The 18,396-nt window shown below is 63.6% G+C and carries 28 protein-coding genes and 2 pseudogenes; 26 read left to right on the top strand and 4 right to left on the bottom strand.

Annotated features, from left to right (window positions below):
• Nucleotides 1–88 precede the first annotated feature (88 nt).
• A pseudogene (locus ASV56_RS22595) lies at nucleotides 89–849 on the bottom strand (IS5 family transposase).
• A gap of 88 nt (nucleotides 850–937) precedes the next feature.
• Nucleotides 938–1,165: pseudogene (locus ASV56_RS23460) on the bottom strand (IS110 family transposase); the annotation flags it as partial.
• Nucleotides 1,166–1,269: 104 nt separating this feature from the next.
• On the opposite strand from ASV56_RS23460, the gene ASV56_RS06410 reads away from it, so the two are divergent.
• The 12 genes from ASV56_RS06410 (at nucleotide 1,270) to rplP (ending at nucleotide 9,168) form a co-directional block, all read left to right on the top strand.
• The gene (locus tag ASV56_RS06410) at nucleotides 1,270–1,776 is read left to right on the top strand and encodes a hypothetical protein (RefSeq protein WP_062561261.1); all 507 of its coding nucleotides are present in this window, start codon (nucleotides 1,270–1,272) and stop codon (nucleotides 1,774–1,776) included.
• Nucleotides 1,773–2,849 (top strand): TniQ family protein, encoded by a 1,077-nt coding sequence (locus tag ASV56_RS22590; protein WP_082724744.1) that lies wholly within the window; start codon nucleotides 1,773–1,775, stop codon nucleotides 2,847–2,849. The genes ASV56_RS06410 and ASV56_RS22590 overlap by 4 nt, the downstream gene beginning before the upstream one ends.
• Nucleotides 2,810–3,936 (top strand): IS3 family transposase gene (locus tag ASV56_RS06400; protein WP_156429086.1). Its coding sequence is split into 2 segments (ribosomal slippage): nucleotides 2,810–3,074 and nucleotides 3,074–3,936, totalling 1,128 coding nucleotides; the frame shifts between segments, so codons are not numbered across the junction. The genes ASV56_RS22590 and ASV56_RS06400 overlap by 40 nt, the downstream gene beginning before the upstream one ends.
• A 377-nt stretch (nucleotides 3,937–4,313) precedes the next feature.
• Entirely contained in the window at nucleotides 4,314–4,622 is a 309-nt protein-coding gene (rpsJ, locus tag ASV56_RS06395) for a 30S ribosomal protein S10 (protein WP_042247848.1), read from the top strand.
• Between the two features lie 10 nt (nucleotides 4,623–4,632).
• The gene (gene rplC, locus ASV56_RS06390) at nucleotides 4,633–5,496 is read left to right on the top strand and encodes a 50S ribosomal protein L3 (RefSeq protein WP_062561259.1); all 864 of its coding nucleotides are present in this window, start codon (nucleotides 4,633–4,635) and stop codon (nucleotides 5,494–5,496) included.
• Nucleotides 5,493–6,113 (top strand): 50S ribosomal protein L4, encoded by a 621-nt coding sequence (rplD, locus tag ASV56_RS06385; protein WP_062561258.1) that lies wholly within the window; start codon nucleotides 5,493–5,495, stop codon nucleotides 6,111–6,113. The genes rplC and rplD overlap by 4 nt, the downstream gene beginning before the upstream one ends.
• The gene (locus tag ASV56_RS06380; RefSeq protein ID WP_062561257.1) at nucleotides 6,110–6,406 is read left to right on the top strand and encodes a 50S ribosomal protein L23; all 297 of its coding nucleotides are present in this window, start codon (nucleotides 6,110–6,112) and stop codon (nucleotides 6,404–6,406) included. The genes rplD and ASV56_RS06380 overlap by 4 nt, the downstream gene beginning before the upstream one ends.
• Nucleotides 6,407–6,500: 94 nt before the next feature.
• Nucleotides 6,501–7,337 carry a 50S ribosomal protein L2 gene (rplB, locus tag ASV56_RS06375; protein WP_062561256.1) on the top strand — a complete coding sequence of 279 codons (837 nt, stop codon included), beginning with the start codon at nucleotides 6,501–6,503 and terminating at the stop codon, nucleotides 7,335–7,337.
• 3 nt (nucleotides 7,338–7,340) lie between these two features.
• Nucleotides 7,341–7,619 carry a 30S ribosomal protein S19 gene (rpsS, locus tag ASV56_RS06370; RefSeq protein WP_017999558.1) on the top strand — a complete coding sequence of 93 codons (279 nt, stop codon included), beginning with the start codon at nucleotides 7,341–7,343 and terminating at the stop codon, nucleotides 7,617–7,619.
• A gap of 5 nt (nucleotides 7,620–7,624) precedes the next feature.
• Nucleotides 7,625–8,020, top strand: coding sequence for a 50S ribosomal protein L22 (gene rplV, locus ASV56_RS06365; protein WP_017999559.1), 396 nt, complete (start codon nucleotides 7,625–7,627; stop codon nucleotides 8,018–8,020).
• A complete protein-coding gene (rpsC, locus tag ASV56_RS06360) occupies nucleotides 8,020–8,742 on the top strand; it encodes a 30S ribosomal protein S3 (protein WP_062561255.1) in 723 nt (240 codons plus the stop codon). The genes rplV and rpsC overlap by 1 nt, the downstream gene beginning before the upstream one ends.
• 12 nt (nucleotides 8,743–8,754) lie before the next feature.
• On the top strand, nucleotides 8,755–9,168 hold the full coding sequence (gene rplP / locus ASV56_RS06355) for a 50S ribosomal protein L16 (protein WP_017999561.1): 414 nt from the start codon (nucleotides 8,755–8,757) through the stop codon (nucleotides 9,166–9,168).
• Between the two features lie 62 nt (nucleotides 9,169–9,230).
• Here the strand turns inward: rplP and ASV56_RS06350 are convergent, their stop codons facing one another.
• Nucleotides 9,231–10,058 carry a hypothetical protein gene (locus tag ASV56_RS06350; protein ID WP_062561254.1) on the bottom strand — a complete coding sequence of 276 codons (828 nt, stop codon included), beginning with the start codon at nucleotides 10,056–10,058 and terminating at the stop codon, nucleotides 9,231–9,233.
• Nucleotides 10,059–10,266: 208 nt separating this feature from the next.
• On the opposite strand from ASV56_RS06350, the gene rpmC reads away from it, so the two are divergent.
• The 12 genes from rpmC (at nucleotide 10,267) to ASV56_RS06290 (ending at nucleotide 15,409) form a co-directional block, all read left to right on the top strand.
• Nucleotides 10,267–10,473: a 50S ribosomal protein L29 gene (gene rpmC / locus ASV56_RS06345; protein ID WP_062561253.1), complete on the top strand. Its 207-nt coding sequence runs from the start codon at nucleotides 10,267–10,269 to the stop codon at nucleotides 10,471–10,473.
• A gap of 12 nt (nucleotides 10,474–10,485) precedes the next feature.
• Nucleotides 10,486–10,734 (top strand): 30S ribosomal protein S17, encoded by a 249-nt coding sequence (rpsQ, locus tag ASV56_RS06340; protein ID WP_017999564.1) that lies wholly within the window; start codon nucleotides 10,486–10,488, stop codon nucleotides 10,732–10,734.
• A gap of 62 nt (nucleotides 10,735–10,796) precedes the next feature.
• The gene (gene rplN, locus ASV56_RS06335) at nucleotides 10,797–11,165 is read left to right on the top strand and encodes a 50S ribosomal protein L14 (RefSeq protein ID WP_010400243.1); all 369 of its coding nucleotides are present in this window, start codon (nucleotides 10,797–10,799) and stop codon (nucleotides 11,163–11,165) included.
• Nucleotides 11,165–11,470: a 50S ribosomal protein L24 gene (rplX, locus tag ASV56_RS06330; RefSeq protein WP_017999565.1), complete on the top strand. Its 306-nt coding sequence runs from the start codon at nucleotides 11,165–11,167 to the stop codon at nucleotides 11,468–11,470. The genes rplN and rplX overlap by 1 nt, the downstream gene beginning before the upstream one ends.
• Nucleotides 11,470–12,030 carry a 50S ribosomal protein L5 gene (gene rplE, locus ASV56_RS06325; RefSeq protein WP_062561252.1) on the top strand — a complete coding sequence of 187 codons (561 nt, stop codon included), beginning with the start codon at nucleotides 11,470–11,472 and terminating at the stop codon, nucleotides 12,028–12,030. Before rplX ends, rplE begins: the two co-directional genes overlap by 1 nt.
• Nucleotides 12,031–12,048: 18 nt before the next feature.
• A complete protein-coding gene (rpsN, locus tag ASV56_RS06320; RefSeq protein ID WP_019351974.1) occupies nucleotides 12,049–12,354 on the top strand; it encodes a 30S ribosomal protein S14 in 306 nt (101 codons plus the stop codon).
• A 9-nt stretch (nucleotides 12,355–12,363) separates the two neighbouring features.
• Nucleotides 12,364–12,762 (top strand): 30S ribosomal protein S8, encoded by a 399-nt coding sequence (rpsH, locus tag ASV56_RS06315; protein WP_017999568.1) that lies wholly within the window; start codon nucleotides 12,364–12,366, stop codon nucleotides 12,760–12,762.
• 11 nt (nucleotides 12,763–12,773) lie between these two features.
• Nucleotides 12,774–13,307, top strand: coding sequence for a 50S ribosomal protein L6 (rplF, locus tag ASV56_RS06310; RefSeq protein WP_062561251.1), 534 nt, complete (start codon nucleotides 12,774–12,776; stop codon nucleotides 13,305–13,307).
• Between the two features lie 12 nt (nucleotides 13,308–13,319).
• Nucleotides 13,320–13,679: a 50S ribosomal protein L18 gene (gene rplR / locus ASV56_RS06305; RefSeq protein ID WP_062561250.1), complete on the top strand. Its 360-nt coding sequence runs from the start codon at nucleotides 13,320–13,322 to the stop codon at nucleotides 13,677–13,679.
• Between the two features lie 109 nt (nucleotides 13,680–13,788).
• The gene (gene rpsE / locus ASV56_RS06300; protein ID WP_017999571.1) at nucleotides 13,789–14,355 is read left to right on the top strand and encodes a 30S ribosomal protein S5; all 567 of its coding nucleotides are present in this window, start codon (nucleotides 13,789–13,791) and stop codon (nucleotides 14,353–14,355) included.
• A gap of 12 nt (nucleotides 14,356–14,367) precedes the next feature.
• On the top strand, nucleotides 14,368–14,556 hold the full coding sequence (gene rpmD / locus ASV56_RS06295) for a 50S ribosomal protein L30 (protein WP_062561249.1): 189 nt from the start codon (nucleotides 14,368–14,370) through the stop codon (nucleotides 14,554–14,556).
• A gap of 127 nt (nucleotides 14,557–14,683) precedes the next feature.
• Nucleotides 14,684–15,409 (top strand): hypothetical protein, encoded by a 726-nt coding sequence (locus ASV56_RS06290; protein WP_062561248.1) that lies wholly within the window; start codon nucleotides 14,684–14,686, stop codon nucleotides 15,407–15,409.
• Here ASV56_RS06290 and ASV56_RS06285 read toward each other — a convergent pair.
• On the bottom strand, nucleotides 15,406–16,278 hold the full coding sequence (locus ASV56_RS06285; protein ID WP_172823732.1) for a phosphotransferase family protein: 873 nt from the start codon (nucleotides 16,276–16,278) through the stop codon (nucleotides 15,406–15,408). The genes ASV56_RS06290 and ASV56_RS06285 overlap by 4 nt on opposite strands.
• A gap of 131 nt (nucleotides 16,279–16,409) precedes the next feature.
• Here ASV56_RS06285 and rplO point away from each other — a divergent pair, with 131 nt between their 5' ends.
• Entirely contained in the window at nucleotides 16,410–16,895 is a 486-nt protein-coding gene (rplO, locus tag ASV56_RS06280; protein WP_062561246.1) for a 50S ribosomal protein L15, read from the top strand.
• 105 nt (nucleotides 16,896–17,000) lie between these two features.
• Nucleotides 17,001–18,374 carry a preprotein translocase subunit SecY gene (gene secY / locus ASV56_RS06275; protein WP_082724743.1) on the top strand — a complete coding sequence of 458 codons (1,374 nt, stop codon included), beginning with the start codon at nucleotides 17,001–17,003 and terminating at the stop codon, nucleotides 18,372–18,374.
• The last annotated feature ends 22 nt before the right edge of the window (nucleotides 18,375–18,396 follow it).

The raw sequence follows: 18,396 nt of genomic DNA, 5'->3' as shown, positions 1-18,396 counted from the left end.
GTTTTTTGACAAGTGCTCCTGGGTCTACTCCCACAGTCGGTGGCGCAGGATCACAAGTGTTTCAGCAAGGCACCCAAGCTCTGTTAGGTCATGTTGACAAATGGCGGAGCCAGAGGCGGATCGACGTGATATCGATGAAGCCAAGGAAGCTTTCGGCGGTCTTGTCGTAGCGGGTGGCGACACGGCGAGCGTTCTTGAGCTTGTTGAAGCACCGCTCGACAAGGTTCCGCAGCCGGTAGAGCCTGCGATCGACAGCGACACGGAGCCTGCGAGACTTGCGCATCGGGACCACCGGCAGGATGCTACGCGCCTCCATGGTTTTGCGAACCTTGTCGGAGTCATAGCCGCGATCGGCCAGCAGGATGCAAGGCTCCGGCAGGTTGTCGTCCATGACCAGATCAAAGCCCAGGTAGTCCGATGTCTGGCCCGGCGTGATGTCCGACCTCATTGGCAGCCCGGCAGCATTGACGCGCAGGTGGACCTTGGTCGTGAAACCACCTCTTGAACGGCCAAAACCCTGTCTTGGAGTCCCCCTTTTGCGCCCGCTGCCTGATGATGGGCGCGGATCACGGTGCTGTCGATCATCTGGAGCGCATCCGGCACGATCCGACTTTCGTTCAGCGCTTCGAGGATCTGCTCCCACAACCCCGCCAGGGTCCAGCGCCGGAACTGGCGGTAGACACTGGACCACTTCCCGAACTCTTCTGGGAGGTCGCGCCAAGGAGAGCCGGTCCGCGCGATCCAGAAAATCCCATCAAGAACAAGGCGGTGATTTGCGGGCTTGCGCCCGTTCGGGGCGCGCACGGCCAGAATGAAGCGCTCATGAAACGCCCATTCCTCGTCCGACATCAGGTCTCGTGCCAAGCTGGTCTCCATTGCAGGTACCAGCTTGAATCACGATCAGGCCACCCTGTGAATCCCTTTTGTCAACACCACCTAGAACGACAGGTAGTCCCGCATCTGACAACCCGCGATGCAGCCACTGCGACAAGGGGCCAGCCTCAAGCCCGACGGCGGCAATTGCGCCGTCCTGGTCGCAGATCCAGCACGACAGCGCTTTGGGCTCGCTGGCCACCTGCGCCTCCTTCACGATCTTCCCATGCTCGCTGATCACGCAGATCGCGGTCTTCTCCAGCGACACATCCAGCCCGACAAACAGCTTCATCCCGCAGTCCTCCATGTAGATCCGATACGGGAATGGCGCCAGCTTGCCCTCAATCTTGCAACGGTAACGGGCGGGTCGCGACGCAGGCCCCGTTACGGCATCTCATGCGTCACCAGACGCCCAGGGAGCTCAACGCTGTCGTCAGCACGCTGAAATCCCTTCTGCAGCACAAATCCTGGCCGGTGGGGCTGATCCTAACCGGCACCGCCGAACTGAAAACGCTGATCAATCACGATCCGCAACTGGCGCGGCGGGTCTATCCGATCGAGTTCGCCCGGCTGAATATCCTCCTGGACAGCGACCGCATCCTAAAGGCCATCAATCGCTATGCGGAAGCTGCCGGGATCGCTGTTTCTGCCCACATCCTTAATCCGGACATCGCTGCGCGGCTCGCCCATGCGGCGGATCGCGAGTTCGGCCTGATGATCGAGATGATCATCGCGTCGTTGGAAGAAGCCATGAACGCAGGCGACGAGGGGCTCTCACGAGGGCATTTCACGTCGATGTTCCGCAAGCGAACCGGCTGCGTGGACGGCCTCAACGTCTTCGTTGCCGACGATTTTGAAAGGATTGATGTTCGGCGCCTTCTTGATGATGGGGAAGATACATGAGCGGCAGAAAACTGGCCCTGACGCATGTGCCGATGCTTCGGGAGACACCCACTTCATTCGTGTCGCGCCTCGCTGTACTCAACCTGTGCCCTACAGCCAGTGACTTCTGCCTCGATATCGGTCTCGACTGGAAGGCTGTCATCAGGGGTTCAGCGGTTGAGATCGACAAACTTGCGGCACTTGCGGGAGCAGATCGTCGTGAGCTTCAGCGCTACGCTCTGCGGACGGCCGGCCCCTCGTGCTTCCGGATTGGCAGGGAAACGGGGACGATCGCAACCATTCACAGGTCGCGTACAAAGATCTGCATCGAGTGTGTCGCGGAAGGTCTGCGTCGGCACGGCATCTCCGGCGCGTTTCGTTCAGCCGACTGGCAGCTTGTCTCAATCAGAACTTGCGAGCGGCACGGGATCTGGCTGACCTCGTTGCCACACGAAAAGTACACGATCGACAACTACGATGTCGTTCGCTGCATCGAACGGCATAGAACACTGGTTGATGAGGCAAGCGACGGTGCCTTTTCGACCCCGCTGGAGGCGTACCTGAGGCGGCGGCTCGATGGTACCCGGCCTGGCTTTTGGCTGGACGCATTCCCGCTGCATGTTGTTTCTCGCCTCTCCGAGATGCTGGGTTCCCGCATTGAGTTTGGCCCTTCGGTCCGTGCCGTAGATCTGACCGAGGACATGCTGCATCGAGCGGGGGGATCCGGTTTTGCAGCAATCAAGGACGGCCCGGCAGCGCTGAGACTCCGTCTTGAGGGTTTGAAAGGCGATGTGATCCGCAAAGGCGGCTTCCAGCATGCCGCCGATCTGGGGGTCTTTTACCACTGGCTGTCAGCAAGCCGAGCCCCGAAGGAACTTCGACCGATCCAGCATATCGTCCGGAGTTTTATCATCGAAAACTATCCCCTCGATCCCGGTCGCGCCATCTTGGGCCAGGCAGTCCATGAACCGAAGGCGTGGAGTGCCCCTGGAGTGCCCCCACTGAAGTGGTCCACCCACTGGGATAGAAATATCCTGTTCAGGAGGACCATCAGATGGCAGGCAAGCGAGACAAACCGGAAGACATCGTTCTGAAGCTTCGACAGATTGAAGTGCTTCATGGACAGGGAATGGCAATTTCCGACGCGGTGCGGCAGATCGGCGTGACCGAGCCGACGTATTATCGCTGGCGCAAGCAGTATGGCGGCATGAACCGGGATCAGCTGAAGCGTCTCAAGGAGCTTGAGGCGGAGAACCAGCGGTTGCGGCGCGCGGTGTCAGATCTGACCTTGGACAAGATGATCCTGAGCGAGGCTGCACGGGGAAACTTCTAAGCCCTTCGCGCCGTCGTCAGTGCATTGACCATGTGCGGCAGGCGCTCGGCATATCCGAGCGCCGCGCCTGCCGCATCCTCGGGCAGCACCGCTCGACGCAGCGCAAGGTTCCTTGCGGCGCCCCGGACGAAGAACGGCGGACGGAAGACATCATCACGCTCGCTCGCACCTACGGGCGATATGGCTATCGGATGATCACCGGATTGCTGAACAACGCCGGTTGGCATGTAAATCATAAACGCGTGGAACGGATATGGCGGCGTGAAGGGCTGAAGGTCCCGCAAAAGCAGGCAAAGAAGGGTCGGCTCTGGTTGAACGACGGGTCCTGCGTCCGTCTCCGGCCGGAGCACCCGAACCACGTCTGGTCCTATGATTTCGTTCAGGACCGGACACATGACGGACGGCTGTTTCGGACGCTCAATATCATCGACGAATTCACGAAGGAGGCGCTGGTGATCCGTGTAAACCGCAGGCTCAATTCCACCGACGTAATCGACGCCCTGACGGATCTGTTCATCTTGCGTGGCCCGCCTGCGTTCATAAGGTCCGACAATGGCGCGGCATTCATTGCCAAGAAGGTGCAGGGCTGGATCGGCGCAGTTGGTGCCAAGACCGCGTTCATCGAGCCGGGTTCACCCTGGGAGAACGGGTATTGCGAGAGCTTCAACGCTCGATTCCGCGACGAACTCCTGGATGCAGAAGTCTTCTATTCGCTCAGGGAGGCCCAGATCCTCATCGAGCGATGGCGCAGCCACTACAACACTGTCAGGCCGCACAGCTCCCTGGGATACCGCCCACCCGCACCGGAAGCCGTCATCCCAATAGACCAGCGGCCGACGATGCACTAACAATCAACCCGGACCACTCGGTGGGGGCAGTCCAGGCGAACGAGGTCACGTGCAGCGCGGGCGGTCCGCAGCAAGCCCGGGTAACGTCTGATGAGGTGGAACGGGGCGATTGACATGATTCTTGCGCTTGAATTAAGGGGCGAAGTATTGCTCTCGGAGGTAGCCGGCCCATACCCGGCCGGCAAGCAGAACACATTGCTTGACGCCACCCCGCTTTTCCGGCATAGGACCGCATCGCTGCCGGTTTCTCGAGAATCGGCGGCCATCGGGCAGGGCCGCCGCCAAGGCGGCCTGCTGTTGTTTTATACGGTCCGACGCTGGCGGGGCATGGTGCGCTGTCAGCCTCTCGACTGGAACTCCCCGCAAGAGGGAAGTCTATGCAAAGCCAGAATATCCGCATCCGGCTGAAGGCGTTCGACTATCGCGTCCTGGATGCCAGCACGCAGGAAATCGTGAACACCGCCAAGCGCACCGGCGCTACGGTTCGTGGTCCGATCCCGCTGCCGAACAAGATCGAGAAATTCACCGTTCTGCGCGGCCCGCATATCGACAAGAAATCGCGCGACCAGTGGGAAATCCGCACCCACAAGCGTCTGCTCGACATCGTCGACCCGACCCCGCAGACCGTTGACGCCCTGATGAAGCTCGACCTCGCCGCCGGCGTGGATGTCGAGATCAAGGTTTAAGGGGGTCATCATGCTTCGGACTGGTGTTATCGCCAAGAAGCTGGGCATGACCCGGCTGTTCCTGGAAGACGGGCGTCAGGTGCCCGTGACCGTCCTGCACGTGGACAACGTGCAGGTCATCGCTCAGCGCACGACCGACAAAGACGGTTACGTGGCGCTGCAGCTCGGCGCGGGCGAGGCGAAAGCCAAGCGCACGACCGCCGCGCTGCGCGGTCACTTCGCCAAGGCGAATGTCGCGCCCAAGCGCAAGATCGCGGAATTCCGCGTCGCCGAGGAAAACCTGGTGGAAGTGGGCGAGGAGATCATCGCCGACCACTACTTCGCGGGTCAGTATGTCGACATCGCCGGCACCTCGATCGGCAAGGGCTTTGCCGGTGCGATGAAGCGCCACAACTTCGGTGGTCTGCGCGCCTCGCACGGCGTGTCGATCAGCCACCGCTCGCATGGTTCGACCGGCCAGTGCCAGGACCCCGGCAAGGTGTTCAAGGGCAAGAAGATGGCGGGTCACCTGGGTGCCGTTCGCGTCACCACGCAGAACCTGCAAGTCGTGCGCACCGATGCCGACCGCGGCCTGATCATGGTCAAGGGCTCGGTTCCGGGCTCGAAAGGTGGCTGGGTCACCATCAAGGACGCCGTGAAGAAGCCGCTGGCCGAAACCACGATCTTCCCCGCCGCGACCCGCTCGAAGGCCAAGGAAGCCGCGCGTCTGGCCGAAGAAGCCGCCGCTGCCGCTGCCGCCGAGGAAGAAGCCGCCCGCAAGGCCGCCGCTGAAGCCGAAGCCGCCGCGCAAGAGGCTGCTCTGGCCGAAGCCCAGGCCTCGATCGAAGCGGACAAGTCCGCCGACGATGCTGCGCCCGAAGGAGAGAGCAAATGAAACTCGATGTGATCTCGCTCGATTCCGGCAAGGCCGGCGACATCGACCTGAGCGACGACATCTTTGGTCTGGAGCCCCGCGCCGACCTGCTGCACCGCGTGGTGCGCTGGCAGCGTGCGAAAGCCCAAGCCGGCACCCATTCGGTGCTGGGCAAGTCGGACGTCAGCTATTCGACCAAGAAGATCTATCGCCAGAAAGGCACCGGCGGCGCCCGCCACGGTTCCCGCAAGGCGCCGACCTTCCGTCACGGCGGCGTCTACAAGGGCCCGACCCCGCGCTCGCACGCCTTCGACCTGCCGAAGAAGGTCCGCGCGCTTGGCCTGAAACACGCGCTGTCGGCGAAAGTCGCGGCGGGTGAGCTGGTCATCGTGGACAGCCTGAACATTGCCGAAGCCAAGACCTCGGCCGTCGCCAAGGCGGTCAAGGAAAACGGCTGGAAGCGCGTGCTGGTGATCGACGGTGCCGAAGTGAACGAAAACTTCGCCCGCGCCGCCCGCAACCTCGAAGGCGTCGATGTGCTGCCCTCGATCGGTGCCAACGTCTATGACATCCTGCGTCGCGACACGCTCGTGCTGACGCGCGCCGGTGTCGAAGCTCTGGAGGCTCGCCTGAAATGAGCGTGAAACCCGAACATTACGACGTGATCGTGAAGCCGCTGATCACCGAGAAGGCGACGCTGGTGGCTGATGCCAACGCCTATGTCTTCCAAGTGGCCAAGGATTCGAACAAGCCGGCGATCAAGCAGGCCGTCGAGGCCCTGTTCAACGTCAAGGTGAAGGCCGTGAACACGACCATCACCAAGGGCAAGACCAAGCGTTTCCGCGGTCGCCCGGGCGTGCGCTCGGACGTCAAGAAGGCCTATGTGACGCTGGAGGCTGGGAACAGCATCGACGTCTCGACCGGCCTCTGATAAACAGCCGCGAATCGACGGCCCCGGCAGCGGGGCCGTCCATTTTTGACTGAAACGGACCAGCTACGGTCCAAAGCAACGGAAGACAGAGAGCATGGCACTCAAGTCGTATAAGCCGACGACGCCTGGCCAGCGTGGGCTGGTTCTGATCGACCGTTCGGAGCTTTGGAAAGGGCGCCCGGTCAAATCCCTCACCGAGGGTTTGACCAAGAACGGCGGCCGGAACAACACCGGACGGATCACGATGCGCCGCAAGGGCGGCGGGGCGAAGCGTCTCTATCGCATCGTCGATTTCAAACGCACCAAGTTCGATGTTTCGGCCACGGTCGAGCGGATCGAATACGATCCCAACCGCACCGCCTTCATCGCGCTGATCAAATACGAAGACGGCGAGCAGGCCTATATCCTGGCCCCGCAGCGTCTGGCCGTGGGTGACAAGGTCATCGCCGGCGCCAAGGTCGACGTGAAACCTGGCAACGCCATGCCCTTCAGCGGCATGCCGATCGGCACCATCGTCCACAACGTCGAGCTGAAGCCCGGCAAGGGCGGCCAGATCGCCCGCTCGGCGGGCACCTATGCCCAGTTCGTCGGCCGCGACGGCGGCTATGCCCAGATCCGCCTGTCCTCGGGCGAGCTGCGCCTGGTCCGTCAGGAATGCATGGCCACCATCGGCGCCGTGTCGAACTCGGACCACTCGAACCAGAACCTCGGCAAGGCTGGCCGCAACCGTCACAAGGGCATCCGCCCGAGCGTGCGCGGTGTCGCCATGAACCCGATCGACCACCCGCATGGTGGTGGTGAAGGCCGGACCTCGGGTGGCCGTCACCCGGTGACCCCCTGGGGCAAAGGCACCAAGGGCACCAAGACCCGCTCGAACAAATCGACCGACAAGTATATCCTGCGGTCGCGTCACGCGAAGAAGGGGCGTTAATCCATGGCACGTTCTATCTGGAAGGGCCCCTTTGTCGACGCTTATGTGCTTCGCAAGGCCGAGAAAGCCCGCGAAGCCGGCAAGTCCGACGTCATCAAGATCTGGTCGCGTCGTTCGACCATCCTGCCGCAGTTCGTCGGCCTGACCTTCGGCGTCTACAATGGTCACAAGCACATCCCGGTCGCCGTGACCGAGGAGATGATCGGCCAAAAGTTCGGTGAATATTCGCCGACCCGGACCTATTACGGTCACGCCGCCGACAAGAAAGCGAAAAGGAAGTAATCCCCATGGGTAAGGAACAGAATCCGCGCCGCGTGGCGGAGAACGAGGCGTTTGCGAAGACCAAGATGCTTCGCACCTCGCCGCAGAAGCTGAACCTCGTCGCGGCGCTGATCCGTGGCAAGAAGGTGGACAAGGCCCTGGCCGACCTGACCTTCTCGCACAAGCGCATCGCCGGCGACGTGAAGAAGTGCCTGCAATCGGCCATCGCCAACGCCGAGAACAACCATAACCTGGACGTCGACAACCTGATCGTCGCCGAGGCCTGGGTCGGCAAGAACCTGGTCATGAAACGCGGCCGTCCGCGCGCCCGTGGCCGTTACGGCAAGATCATGAAGCCGTTCTCGGAAATCACCATCAAGGTTCGTCAGGTCGAGGCCGTCGAAGCAGGGGAGCGCGCGTAATGGGTCAGAAAGTCAACCCCATCGGGATGCGTCTTCAGGTCAACCGCACCTGGGACAGCCGCTGGTATGCGGACGACAAGGACTACGGCAATCTGCTGCTGGAAGACCTGAAGATCCGCGACTTCATCCATGATGAAGCCAAGCAGGCCGGCGTCAGCCGCGTGATCATCGAGCGTCCGCACAAGAAGTGCCGCGTGACGATCCATGCCGCGCGTCCGGGCGTCATCATCGGCAAGAAAGGCGCCGATATCGAGACCCTGCGCAAGAAGCTGGCGAATTTCACCGCCTCGGAACTGCACCTCAACATCGTCGAGGTCCGCAAGCCCGAGCTGGACGCCCAGCTGGTGGCCGAGTCGATCGCCCAGCAGCTCGAGCGCCGGGTGTCGTTCCGCCGCGCCATGAAGCGCGCCGTGCAGAACGCCATGCGCATGGGTGCGCTTGGTATCCGGGTGAACGTCGCGGGCCGCCTCGGCGGCGCCGAGATTGCCCGCACCGAGTGGTATCGCGAAGGCCGTGTGCCGCTGCACACCCTGCGCGCCGACATCGACTATGCGCTGTCGGAAGCCACGACCCCCTACGGGATCATCGGCGTGAAGGTCTGGATCTTCAAGGGCGAGATCATGGAACACGACCCGCAGGCCCGCGACCGCCGCGCCACCGAGGCGCAGGACGGCCCGGCTCCGCGTGGTCCGCGCCGTGATCGCGACCGCGACGCGCGCTAAGGAGAGAAGAAGATGCTGCAACCGAAACGGACCAAGTTCCGCAAACAGTTCAAGGGCCGCATCCACGGTGAAGCCAAGGGCGGCTTTAACCTGAACTTCGGCTCCTACGCGCTGAAGGCCATCGAGCCCGAGCGCGTCACCGCGCGCCAGATCGAGGCGGCCCGCCGCGCGATCACCCGCCACATGAAGCGTCAGGGCCGGGTCTGGATCCGGATCTTCCCGGACGTGCCGGTTTCGTCGAAGCCGACTGAAGTGCGGATGGGTAAGGGCAAGGGCTCGGTCGACTACTGGGCGGCCCGCGTCCACCCCGGCCGGATCATGTTCGAGATCGACGGCGTGAACGATGTCATCGCCCGCGAGGCCCTGCGCCTGGGCGCGCAGAAGCTGCCGGTGCTGACCCGCATCGTCGCCCGCGAAGACTGGTAATCTCCGGCCCCGCGTCACAGAAAAAGGCCCCGCCATGCGAATGGCGGGGCTTTCCCGTTTCGTCAGGCCGCCTGGCCGGTCACCACCTGCAGGCTCGAGGCCGGCAGCTCGGACACGCCGAGCAGTCGCACCACGGCGCTGTATTCCATGGGCTGCTCGTCCGAGCCGATGCCGCGATAGGTCAGTACCACCTCGGAATTGCCGTCGCGCTCGACCACCTCATAGCCGAGGAAGGACTCGTCGCCCTCGGCGATGTTGATGGTTAGAATGTCCTCGGCGGGGTCGAAGTCCGAAACCTCGGCGCTGGTGCCCGAGCCGGCCTGGCCCGGGCTCATGGTGCCGGCGGTGAAGTCGATCTGCAGGCTGTCGGCGCCCGCGCCCAGTTCCACGGGGATGGTATGGTTCCAGTCGCTGCTCAGCGACGGATCCTTGCCGATCTGGACGATATCGTCGCCGGCGCCGGCGTCGATGCTGCTCGTCCCCTCGACCGAGCGGTCGTTCATGCTGATGGTGTCATCGCCGTCGCCGCCCCGGACATCGGCCCGGATCGCCCGGTCGAGGACGATCCGGTCGTTCCCGTCGCCGCCGTCGATCACGTTCACATTGGCGTCTTCCATCCGGATCACGTCATCTCCGGCCTCGCCATAGGTGTCGACGCCCATGGCCAGGCTGACGCTGTCGTCGCCCGCGCCGGCGCGGATCTCGGTCGGGTAGGGGTGGTCCGTATAGTCATAGGCGATCTCGTCGCCGCCATCGGTGCCGGTGACGCGGCCCTCGTCGTCCATCTCGGGCTCGGGCTGCGCGGGGGCTTCGTCATCGTCGTCGCCGAAAAAGGCAAACCCCAGCGCCAGCGCCAGGATGCCGCCGATCAACAGGCCAGCAGGTTCCATTGCAATATCCTTTCGTGCAATATGCCGGCAGATGCTAACAGCGGCGTGAGCGGCTGCAAGCCCGCCCGGCATCGCCAGGCGCCCAAGTTTTCCCTTGTGTTTGCGGGGAAACGCGCCTATAGGCACGGCTTCATCACGAAACTCCACCGGAATCAGGGTGGCCCTGCGGATGCAGGGGCTCTCCGGTGATGTTGAAAGGAACAGGCGCATGAAAGCGCAGGAACTGAAAGAAAAGACGCCGGAACAGCTGCGCGAGCAGCTTCTGTCGCTGAAAAAGGAAGCGTTCAACCTGCGCTTCCAGCAGGCCACCGGCCAGCTCGAATCGACCGCCCGCATGCGCGCCGTCCGTCGCGACGTCGCCCGTGTGAAAACCATTCTGAACCAGAAAGCGGCGGAAGCCGCGGCGGCGAACTGAGGAGTCCGGTCCATGCCCAAACGCATCCTGCAAGGCCGTGTGGTCAGCGACAAGAACGAACAGACCGTCACCGTTCTGGTCGAACGCCGCTTCAAGCACCCGCTGCTGCACAAGACCGTGCGGTCGTCCAAGAAATACCGCGCCCATGACGCGGAAAACCAGTTCAAGGTCGGTGACACCGTTCGCATCGTCGAATGCGCGCCGATCTCGAAGACCAAGCGCTGGACCGTCCTGCTTGACGCTGCCGAAGCCCAAGCCTGACACCAGTTTAATCGATACCCTGGGGCCGGTCAGGCCGGTCCCCAAAGGTCGGGAGTAACCCTATGATCCAGATGCAGACCAATCTGGATGTCGCTGACAACTCCGGCGCGCGCCGGGTGCAGTGCATCAAGGTCCTGGGTGGTTCGCACCGTCGCTATGCGTCGGTGGGCGACATCATCGTCGTCTCCGTCAAGGAGGCCATCCCGCGCGGCCGCGTGAAGAAAGGTGACGTCCGCAAGGCCGTCGTCGTGCGCACCGCCAAAGAAGTGAAGCGCGAGGACGGCACCTCGATCCGTTTCGACCGCAACGCCGCCGTCATCCTGAACAACCAGGGCGAACCGGTCGGCACCCGTATCTTCGGGCCGGTCGTGCGCGAGCTGCGCGCCAAGAACTTCATGAAGATCATCTCGCTTGCGCCGGAGGTGCTGTGATGGCTGCCAAGCTGAAAAAAGGCGACAAGGTCGTCGTGCTGGCCGGCAAGGACAAGGGCAAGCAGGGCGAGATCACCGCGGTGTTCCCGAAAGAGAACAAGGCCGTGGTTGACGGCGTCAACATCGCCATCCGTCACCAGCGTCAGACGCAGACCGCGCAGGGCGGCCGCGTGGCGAAAGCCATGCCGATCGACCTGTCGAACCTCGCGCTGCTGGACAAGAACGGCAAAGCGACCCGCGTCGGCTTCCGCGTGGAAGGCGACCAGAAGGTCCGTTTCGCCAAGACCACCGGAGACGTGATCTGATGCTGGACCAAGCCACCTACACCCCGCGTCTGAAGTCGCTCTACAAGGACAGCATCCGCGCTGCCCTGAAGGAAGAGTTCGGCTACAAGAACGACATGCAGATCCCGCGCCTGGACAAGATCGTCCTGAACATGGGCATCGGCGAAGCGGTCAAGGACACCAAGAAGGTCAAGCAGGGCGCCGAGGAGCTTTCGCTCATCGCCGGCCAGAAGGCCGTGGTGACCCATGCCAAGAAATCCATCGCCGGCTTCCGCGTTCGCGAGGAAATGCCGCTGGGCGCGAAAGTGACCCTGCGCGGCGACCGGATGTATGAATTCCTGGACCGCCTGGTCAACATCGCGCTGCCGCGCGTCCGCGACTTCCGCGGCGTCAAGGGCAGCTCCTTCGACGGCCGCGGCAACTATGCCATGGGCCTCAAGGAGCACATCGTTTTCCCGGAGATCAACTTCGACAAGGTCGACGAAGTTCTGGGGATGGACATCATCATCTGCACCACCGCGCCGACCGACGCGGAAGCGAAGTCGCTGTTGAAGCATTTCAACATGCCGTTCAACAGCTGATCGCGGAGGGAAGAAGATATGGCTAAGAAATCCATGGTCGAGCGCGAGAAGAAGCGCGAGCGTCTGGTTCAGAAATACGCCGCCAAGCGCGCCGCGCTGAACGAGATCGTCCACGATCAGTCCCTGCCGATGGAAGAGCGCTTCAAGGCCAGCCTGAAACTGGCCGAACTGCCGCGCAACTCCTCGGCGACGCGCCTGCACAACCGCTGCCAGCTGACCGGCCGCCCGCATGCGTATTACCGTAAACTGAAACTGTCGCGGATCATGCTGCGCGAGCTCGGCTCGTTCGGCCAGATCCCCGGCATGGTCAAATCGAGCTGGTAAGGGGGCAATATGTCGATGAACGATCCTCTCGGCGATATGCTGACCCGCATCCGCAATGCTCAGATGCGCGGCAAATCGACCGTTCGCACTCCGGCTTCCAAGCTGCGCGCTTGGGTTCTGGACGTGCTGAAAGCCGAAGGTTACATCCGCGGCTATGAAGAAACCACGACCGAAGCCGGTCACAAGGAACTGGAAATCAGCCTGAAGTATTACGAAGGCACTCCGGTCATCCGCGAACTGGCCCGCGTGTCGAAACCCGGCCGCCGCGTCTATGCCGGCGCCAAGGAAATCCCGCAGGTCCGCAACGGCCTGGGCGTTTCCATCGTCTCGACGCCGAAGGGTGTCATGTCTGATGCAGCAGCGCGCAACGCCAACGTCGGCGGCGAAGTGCTCTGCACCGTGTTCTAAGGAGGGCAGAGATGTCTCGGATTGGTAAGAAACCGGTCGCCCTCCCGAAAGGCGTGACCGCTGAGATCAAGGGCCAGACGATCGAGGTGAAGGGGCCGAAAGGCGCCCGCACGTTCACCGCGACCGACGACGTGACCCTGTCGCTGGAAGAAGGTTCGGTCAAGGTGACGCCGCGCGGCACCTCGAAGCGGGCCCGCCAGCAGTGGGGCATGACCCGCTCGATGGTCGAGAACCTGACCGTCGGCGTGTCGGAAGGCTTCAAGAAAGAGCTGGAAATCCAGGGCGTGGGTTACCGCGCCTCGATGCAGGGCAAGACCCTGAAACTGGCTCTGGGCTATTCGCATGACGTGAACTTCGAAACGCCGGACGGTGTGACGATCACCTCGCCGAAGCAGACCGAAATCGTGGTGGAAGGCATCGACCAGCAGCTGGTCGGCCAGGTCGCCGCGAACATCCGCGAGTGGCGTCGCCCCGAGCCCTACAAGGGCAAGGGCATCCGCTACAAGGGTGAGGTCGTCTTCCGCAAGGAAGGCAAGAAGAAGTAAGGGGCGCGAGAAATGGCACTGAACAAACGAGAGCTGTTCCTGAAGCGCCGCCTGCGCGTGCGGAACAAACTGCGGAAGATCTCGGACGGCCGTCCGCGTCTGTCCGTTCACCGTTCTTCCAAGAACATCAGCGTCCAGCTGATCGACGACGCGAAGGGGGTCACCCTGGCCGCCGCCTCGTCGCTCGAGAAGGACCTGGGCGTCGTCGGCAAGAACAACGTCGAGGCCGCCGCGAAAATCGGCGCCGCGATTGCCGAGCGGGCCAAGAAAGCCGGTGTCGAGGAAGTCATCTTCGACCGTGGCGGCTTCCTGTTCCACGGCAAGATCAAGGCCTTGGCAGACGCAGCCCGCGAAGGCGGCCTGAAGTTCTGATCCTGTGGGCGGCACCCTGCCGCCCCGATGATCCGGGGGCGCTCCTGCGTGGGCGCCCACCTGGATTGCATGAACCGGCGCTTGTCGCCAACCTGATAAGGAATGCCTCATGGCAGAACGTGAAAACCGTCGGGGCCGCCGCGAAGAGCGCGAAGAAACCCCGGAATTCGCCGACCGTCTGGTCGCGATCAACCGTGTGTCGAAAACCGTCAAGGGTGGCAAGCGCTTCGGCTTCGCCGCTCTGGTGGTCGTCGGCGACCAGCGTGGCCGCGTCGGCTTCGGCAAGGGCAAGGCCAAAGAGGTCCCGGAAGCGATCCGCAAGGCCACCGAACAGGCGAAACGCTCGCTGGTTCGCGTGCCGCTGCGCGACGGCCGCACCCTGCACCACGACATCGAGGGCCGCCACGGCGCCGGCAAGGTGATCATGCGCACCGCCGTTCCGGGGACCGGGATCATCGCCGGCGGCCCGATGCGCGCCGTGTTCGAGATGCTGGGCGTCCAGGACGTCGTCGCCAAGTCGCAGGGGTCGCAGAACCCCTACAACATGATCCGCGCCACGCTCGACGGTCTCAAGAAAGAGGCCTCGCCCCGCAACGTCGCCCAGCGTCGTGGCAAGAAAGTGGCCGAGATCCTGCCCTCGAACGACAAGCCGGCTGACGCCGCTGTCGAAGCGTAAGGAGAGGCAACAATGGCCAAAACCATCGTCGTCAAGCAGATCGGCTCGCCGATCCGCCGCCCCGCCATCCAGCGCGAGACGCTGAAGGGCCTGGGCCTGAACAAGATGAACCGCACCCGCGAGCTGGAAGACACCCCGGCCGTGCGCGGCATGGTCGCCAAGATCCCGCATCTGGCCACCATCATCGAGGAACGCGGCTGATTTCAGCCCCGGTTTCATGGAAACGCGCCCCGGAGCAATCCGGGGCGCGTTTTTCTTTGCCGCGTTAACCTTTTGCTAACCACGCCGCGCCTAGTCTGGCGTCGGGTCGGGAGTGAAAGGACAGGACATGCGCGGCATAATCTGCTGTCTGGCGGCGCTGTGGCTGCTGGCCTCGGCCGCCGCGGCCGGCCCCTGGGCGCGCGACCCCGGCGGCTTCTTCGCCGCGCTTTCGGTCGAGCAGGACCGCGACAACAATCGCCACAGCGGGCTTTATGCCGAATACGGGCTCGGCCCGCGCAACACGCTGGGGCTGGAACTGGGCCGGACCCGGGACGAGACCACGCTGCTTCTCTGGTGGCAGCGCGCGCTCGGCCGGGCCGAGGGGCCGAACCGCTGGGCGGTATCGCTCGGCCTCGGCGCGATCCGACGCGACGGCCGCTATCACCCGATGGGGCAGATAATGACGGCCTGGGGCAGGGGCTTCGACAGCATCCCGCTTTTGCGCCGCATCCCCGGCGGCGGCTGGCTCGCGGTCGAGACCCGCTCGAAACTCGCCGCCATCACCCGCGAATACCCCGAGGAGCCCAATGTGATCTGGGAGGACCCGACCTATCTGACCCCCGAGACCACGCACAAGCTGGACCTGACCCTGGGCTGGCACGCGCGCGACGATCTGATGCTGATCAACCAGTTCCGCTTCGAGCAGCGCGACGATACCGGCTTCTCGGGCAAGCTGGCGATCTCGGCGGTGCGCGACCTCTGGGGGCCGGCGAAGCTGGAGCTGGGACTGATCGAGCCGCTCACGGGGCAGGGCGAGCGGGCGGTGAAGCTGGGAACGTGGTTGAAGTTCTAGCCCTCGGCAAACCAGCGCAGCACGATCTCCAGGGTTTCGCCGCGTCGTTCCGGCTCTTCCAGCGTCCCGGCAAGCTCGTCCAGCAGCAGGGTGGCCATATGGGCCTCGAGCCGGGCGCGGTCCAGGGCCAGTCCGCGCAATTGCTCATAGGCTGCGACGATGCGCCGCGTCAGGTCCCGGGAGATGAAGTCGCTGTAGATGAATTCGCGGTGCAGCGGTCCGAAGCCGGAATCGGCAAAGTCGTAGATGCCGTTCAATCGGTCGTCGGCAAAGGCCATGTTCCAGCCGTGGCCGTCGAAAAAGCCGAAAGTCTGGCCCAGCGGGTCGGGGCCGAGCGCGGCCTGTCTGCGCAGCAGCCTGCCCGCCCGGTCGCGCAACGCGGCGGGCAGCAGTGGCAGAGCCTGCGCTTCGATCTGCTTGGTCGGGTTCCAGTCCCCGACCGGCCCGGCCCCGGCCGCGCGCAGCGGCGCGGCATCGATTCCGTGCAGGTCGCGATAGAAGCCTGCCAGTTGCTCGGCCAGCCGTTGCCGGTCGGATTCGGGCAGCCCGGCATAGACCTGCGGCGTCAGCATTCCGCCAGGGATCCGCCGATGTTCGGAATGCAGCCGGGGTTCCTCGTGCAGGACCATGTCAGGCACCCGCATCTGCAAATGCGGGGCGATCACTTGCAGAATCGCCGCCTCGCGCCGCAGACTGGCCGCGCCGGCGGCGTGGCGCGGAAACTTGAACAGCTGCGTGCCGATCGAGAGCGCGCGGGAATCGAAGCCGCGCTCATGCAACTGCCACGGCGCATCGGCAAGCGCGGGCCGGCGTGCGAGGACGATCTCGCGCAGCGTCTCGGCCGGGGTGTCGTCGTGGTCGTCGTGCATCATGCTTGCCTCGGCTGACGGGATCGGATAGGTGCAGCGGGTGGTTTTACAGGCCACGACTCAACAAGCAAGAAATGCCGTGTCCGCCCCCTTACGCTTCATGGGGCGCTTCCGGCTCAAGGAGAAGCGATATGAAACTGCATGAAATCCGCGACAACGAAGGCGCCAACCGCAAGAAGAAACGTGTCGCGCGCGGCCCGGGCTCGGGCAAGGGCAAGACCGCCGGCCGTGGTATCAAGGGCCAGACCTCGCGTTCGGGCGTCGCGCTGAACGGCTATGAAGGCGGCCAGATGCCGCTCTATCGCCGCCTGCCGAAGCGCGGGTTCTCGAAGCCGAATCGCCTGGACTTCGCCGTGGTGAACCTGGGCCAGCTGCAGGCCTTCGTCGATGCCGGCAAGCTGGACGCGAAAGCCGAGGTGACCGAGGACGCGCTGGTCGCGGCCGGCGTCATCCGCCGCAAGCTGGACGGCGTGCGCGTGCTGGCCAAGGGCGAGCTGACGGCTGCCCTGACCCTGACCGTCGCCGGTGCGTCGAAAGCCGCCGCCGAGGCGATCGAGAAGGCCGGCGGCAAGATCACCGTCACCCGCGCGGCGAAAGAAGAAGCCGCGGCCGAATAAGCTGTTGAAGGGGCCGCCCGCGCCCAATAGATAGCTATCCAAGTTTTCCTTAGCGCCGCGGGATCGGAAAACGATCCGGCGGCGCTGCCATGAAGGGGCACATCAATGGCGTCAGCCGCAGAACAGATGGCCGCGAACCTGTCCTGGGGCGCGCTCGGCAAGGCGACCGAGCTGCGCCAGCGGATCTGGTTCACGCTTGGTCTTCTCATCATCTACCGCCTCGGCACCTATATCCCGGTGCCCGGCATCGACGGCGCGAGCCTGCGCAACTTCATGGACCAGGCCCAGGCCGGCATCGGCGGCATCCTTTCCATGTTCACCGGCGGCGCGCTGGGGCGGATGGGGGTCTTCGCGCTGGGCATCATGCCCTATATCTCGGCCTCGATCATCGTGCAGCTGATGGCCTCGATGGTGCCGGCGCTCGAGCAGCTGAAGAAAGAGGGCGAGACCGGCCGCAAGAAGATCAACCAGTATACCCGCTACGGCACCGTGGCGCTGGCGCTGTTCCAGGCCTGGGGCCTTGCGGTCAGCCTGGAACACGGCAACCTCGCGCATGAGCCGGGGCTGTTCTTCCGCGCCTCGGTGGTCATCACCCTGGTCGGCGGCACCATGTTCCTGATGTGGCTGGGCGAGCAGATTACCGCCCGCGGTATCGGCAACGGCATCTCGCTGATCATCTTCGTCGGCATCGTCGCCGAGATCCCGGGCCATCTGGCGCAGTTCCTGGCCCAGGGCCGCACCGGCGCCATCTCGACCCCGGTGATCCTGGGGGTGATCGTGATGGTGGTGGCCGTGATCGCCTTCGTGGTGTTCATGGAACGCGCCCTGCGCAAGATCCACATCCAGTATCCGCGCCGCCAGGTCGGGATGAAGATCTATGACGGCCAGTCCTCGCACCTGCCGATCAAGGTCAACCCGGCCGGCGTGATCCCGGCGATCTTCGCCAGTTCGCTCCTGCTGCTGCCGATCACCATCTCGACCTTCTCGGGCAACCAGACCGGCCCGGTAATGTCGACGATCCTGGCCTATTTCGGCCCCGGACAGCCGCTGTATCTGGTGTTCTTCGCGGCGATGATCGTGTTCTTCGCCTATTTCTACACCTTCAACGTCAGCTTCAAACCCGATGACGTGGCCGAGAACCTGAAGAACCAGGGCGGCTTCATCCCGGGCATCCGGCCCGGCAAGCGGACCGAGGATTACCTGACCTATGTCGTCAACCGGGTGCTGGTCATCGGCTCGGCCTATCTGGCCGCGGTCTGCCTGCTGCCCGAGGTGATCCGGCACCAGCTGGCGATCCCCTTCTACTTTGGTGGGACTTCCGTTCTGATCGTGGTCAGTGTCGTGATGGATACGATCAACCAGGTGCAAAGCCACTTGCTTGCCCATCAATACGAAGGTTTGATCGAGAAATCGCAGCTGCGCGGCAAACGCGGCAAGCCCGGCGCGGCCAAGCCGCGCAAGGCACCGGCACGTCGCTGAGGGGTTAAGCCCACCAAAAGGG

It is taken from the genome of Paracoccus aminovorans, assembly GCF_001546115.1.
In the GTDB taxonomy this organism is placed as follows: domain Bacteria; phylum Pseudomonadota; class Alphaproteobacteria; order Rhodobacterales; family Rhodobacteraceae; genus Paracoccus; species Paracoccus aminovorans_B.
The sequence above is the reverse complement of the archived record's forward strand: the minus strand, read 5'-3'. Positions and strand labels throughout refer to the sequence as shown.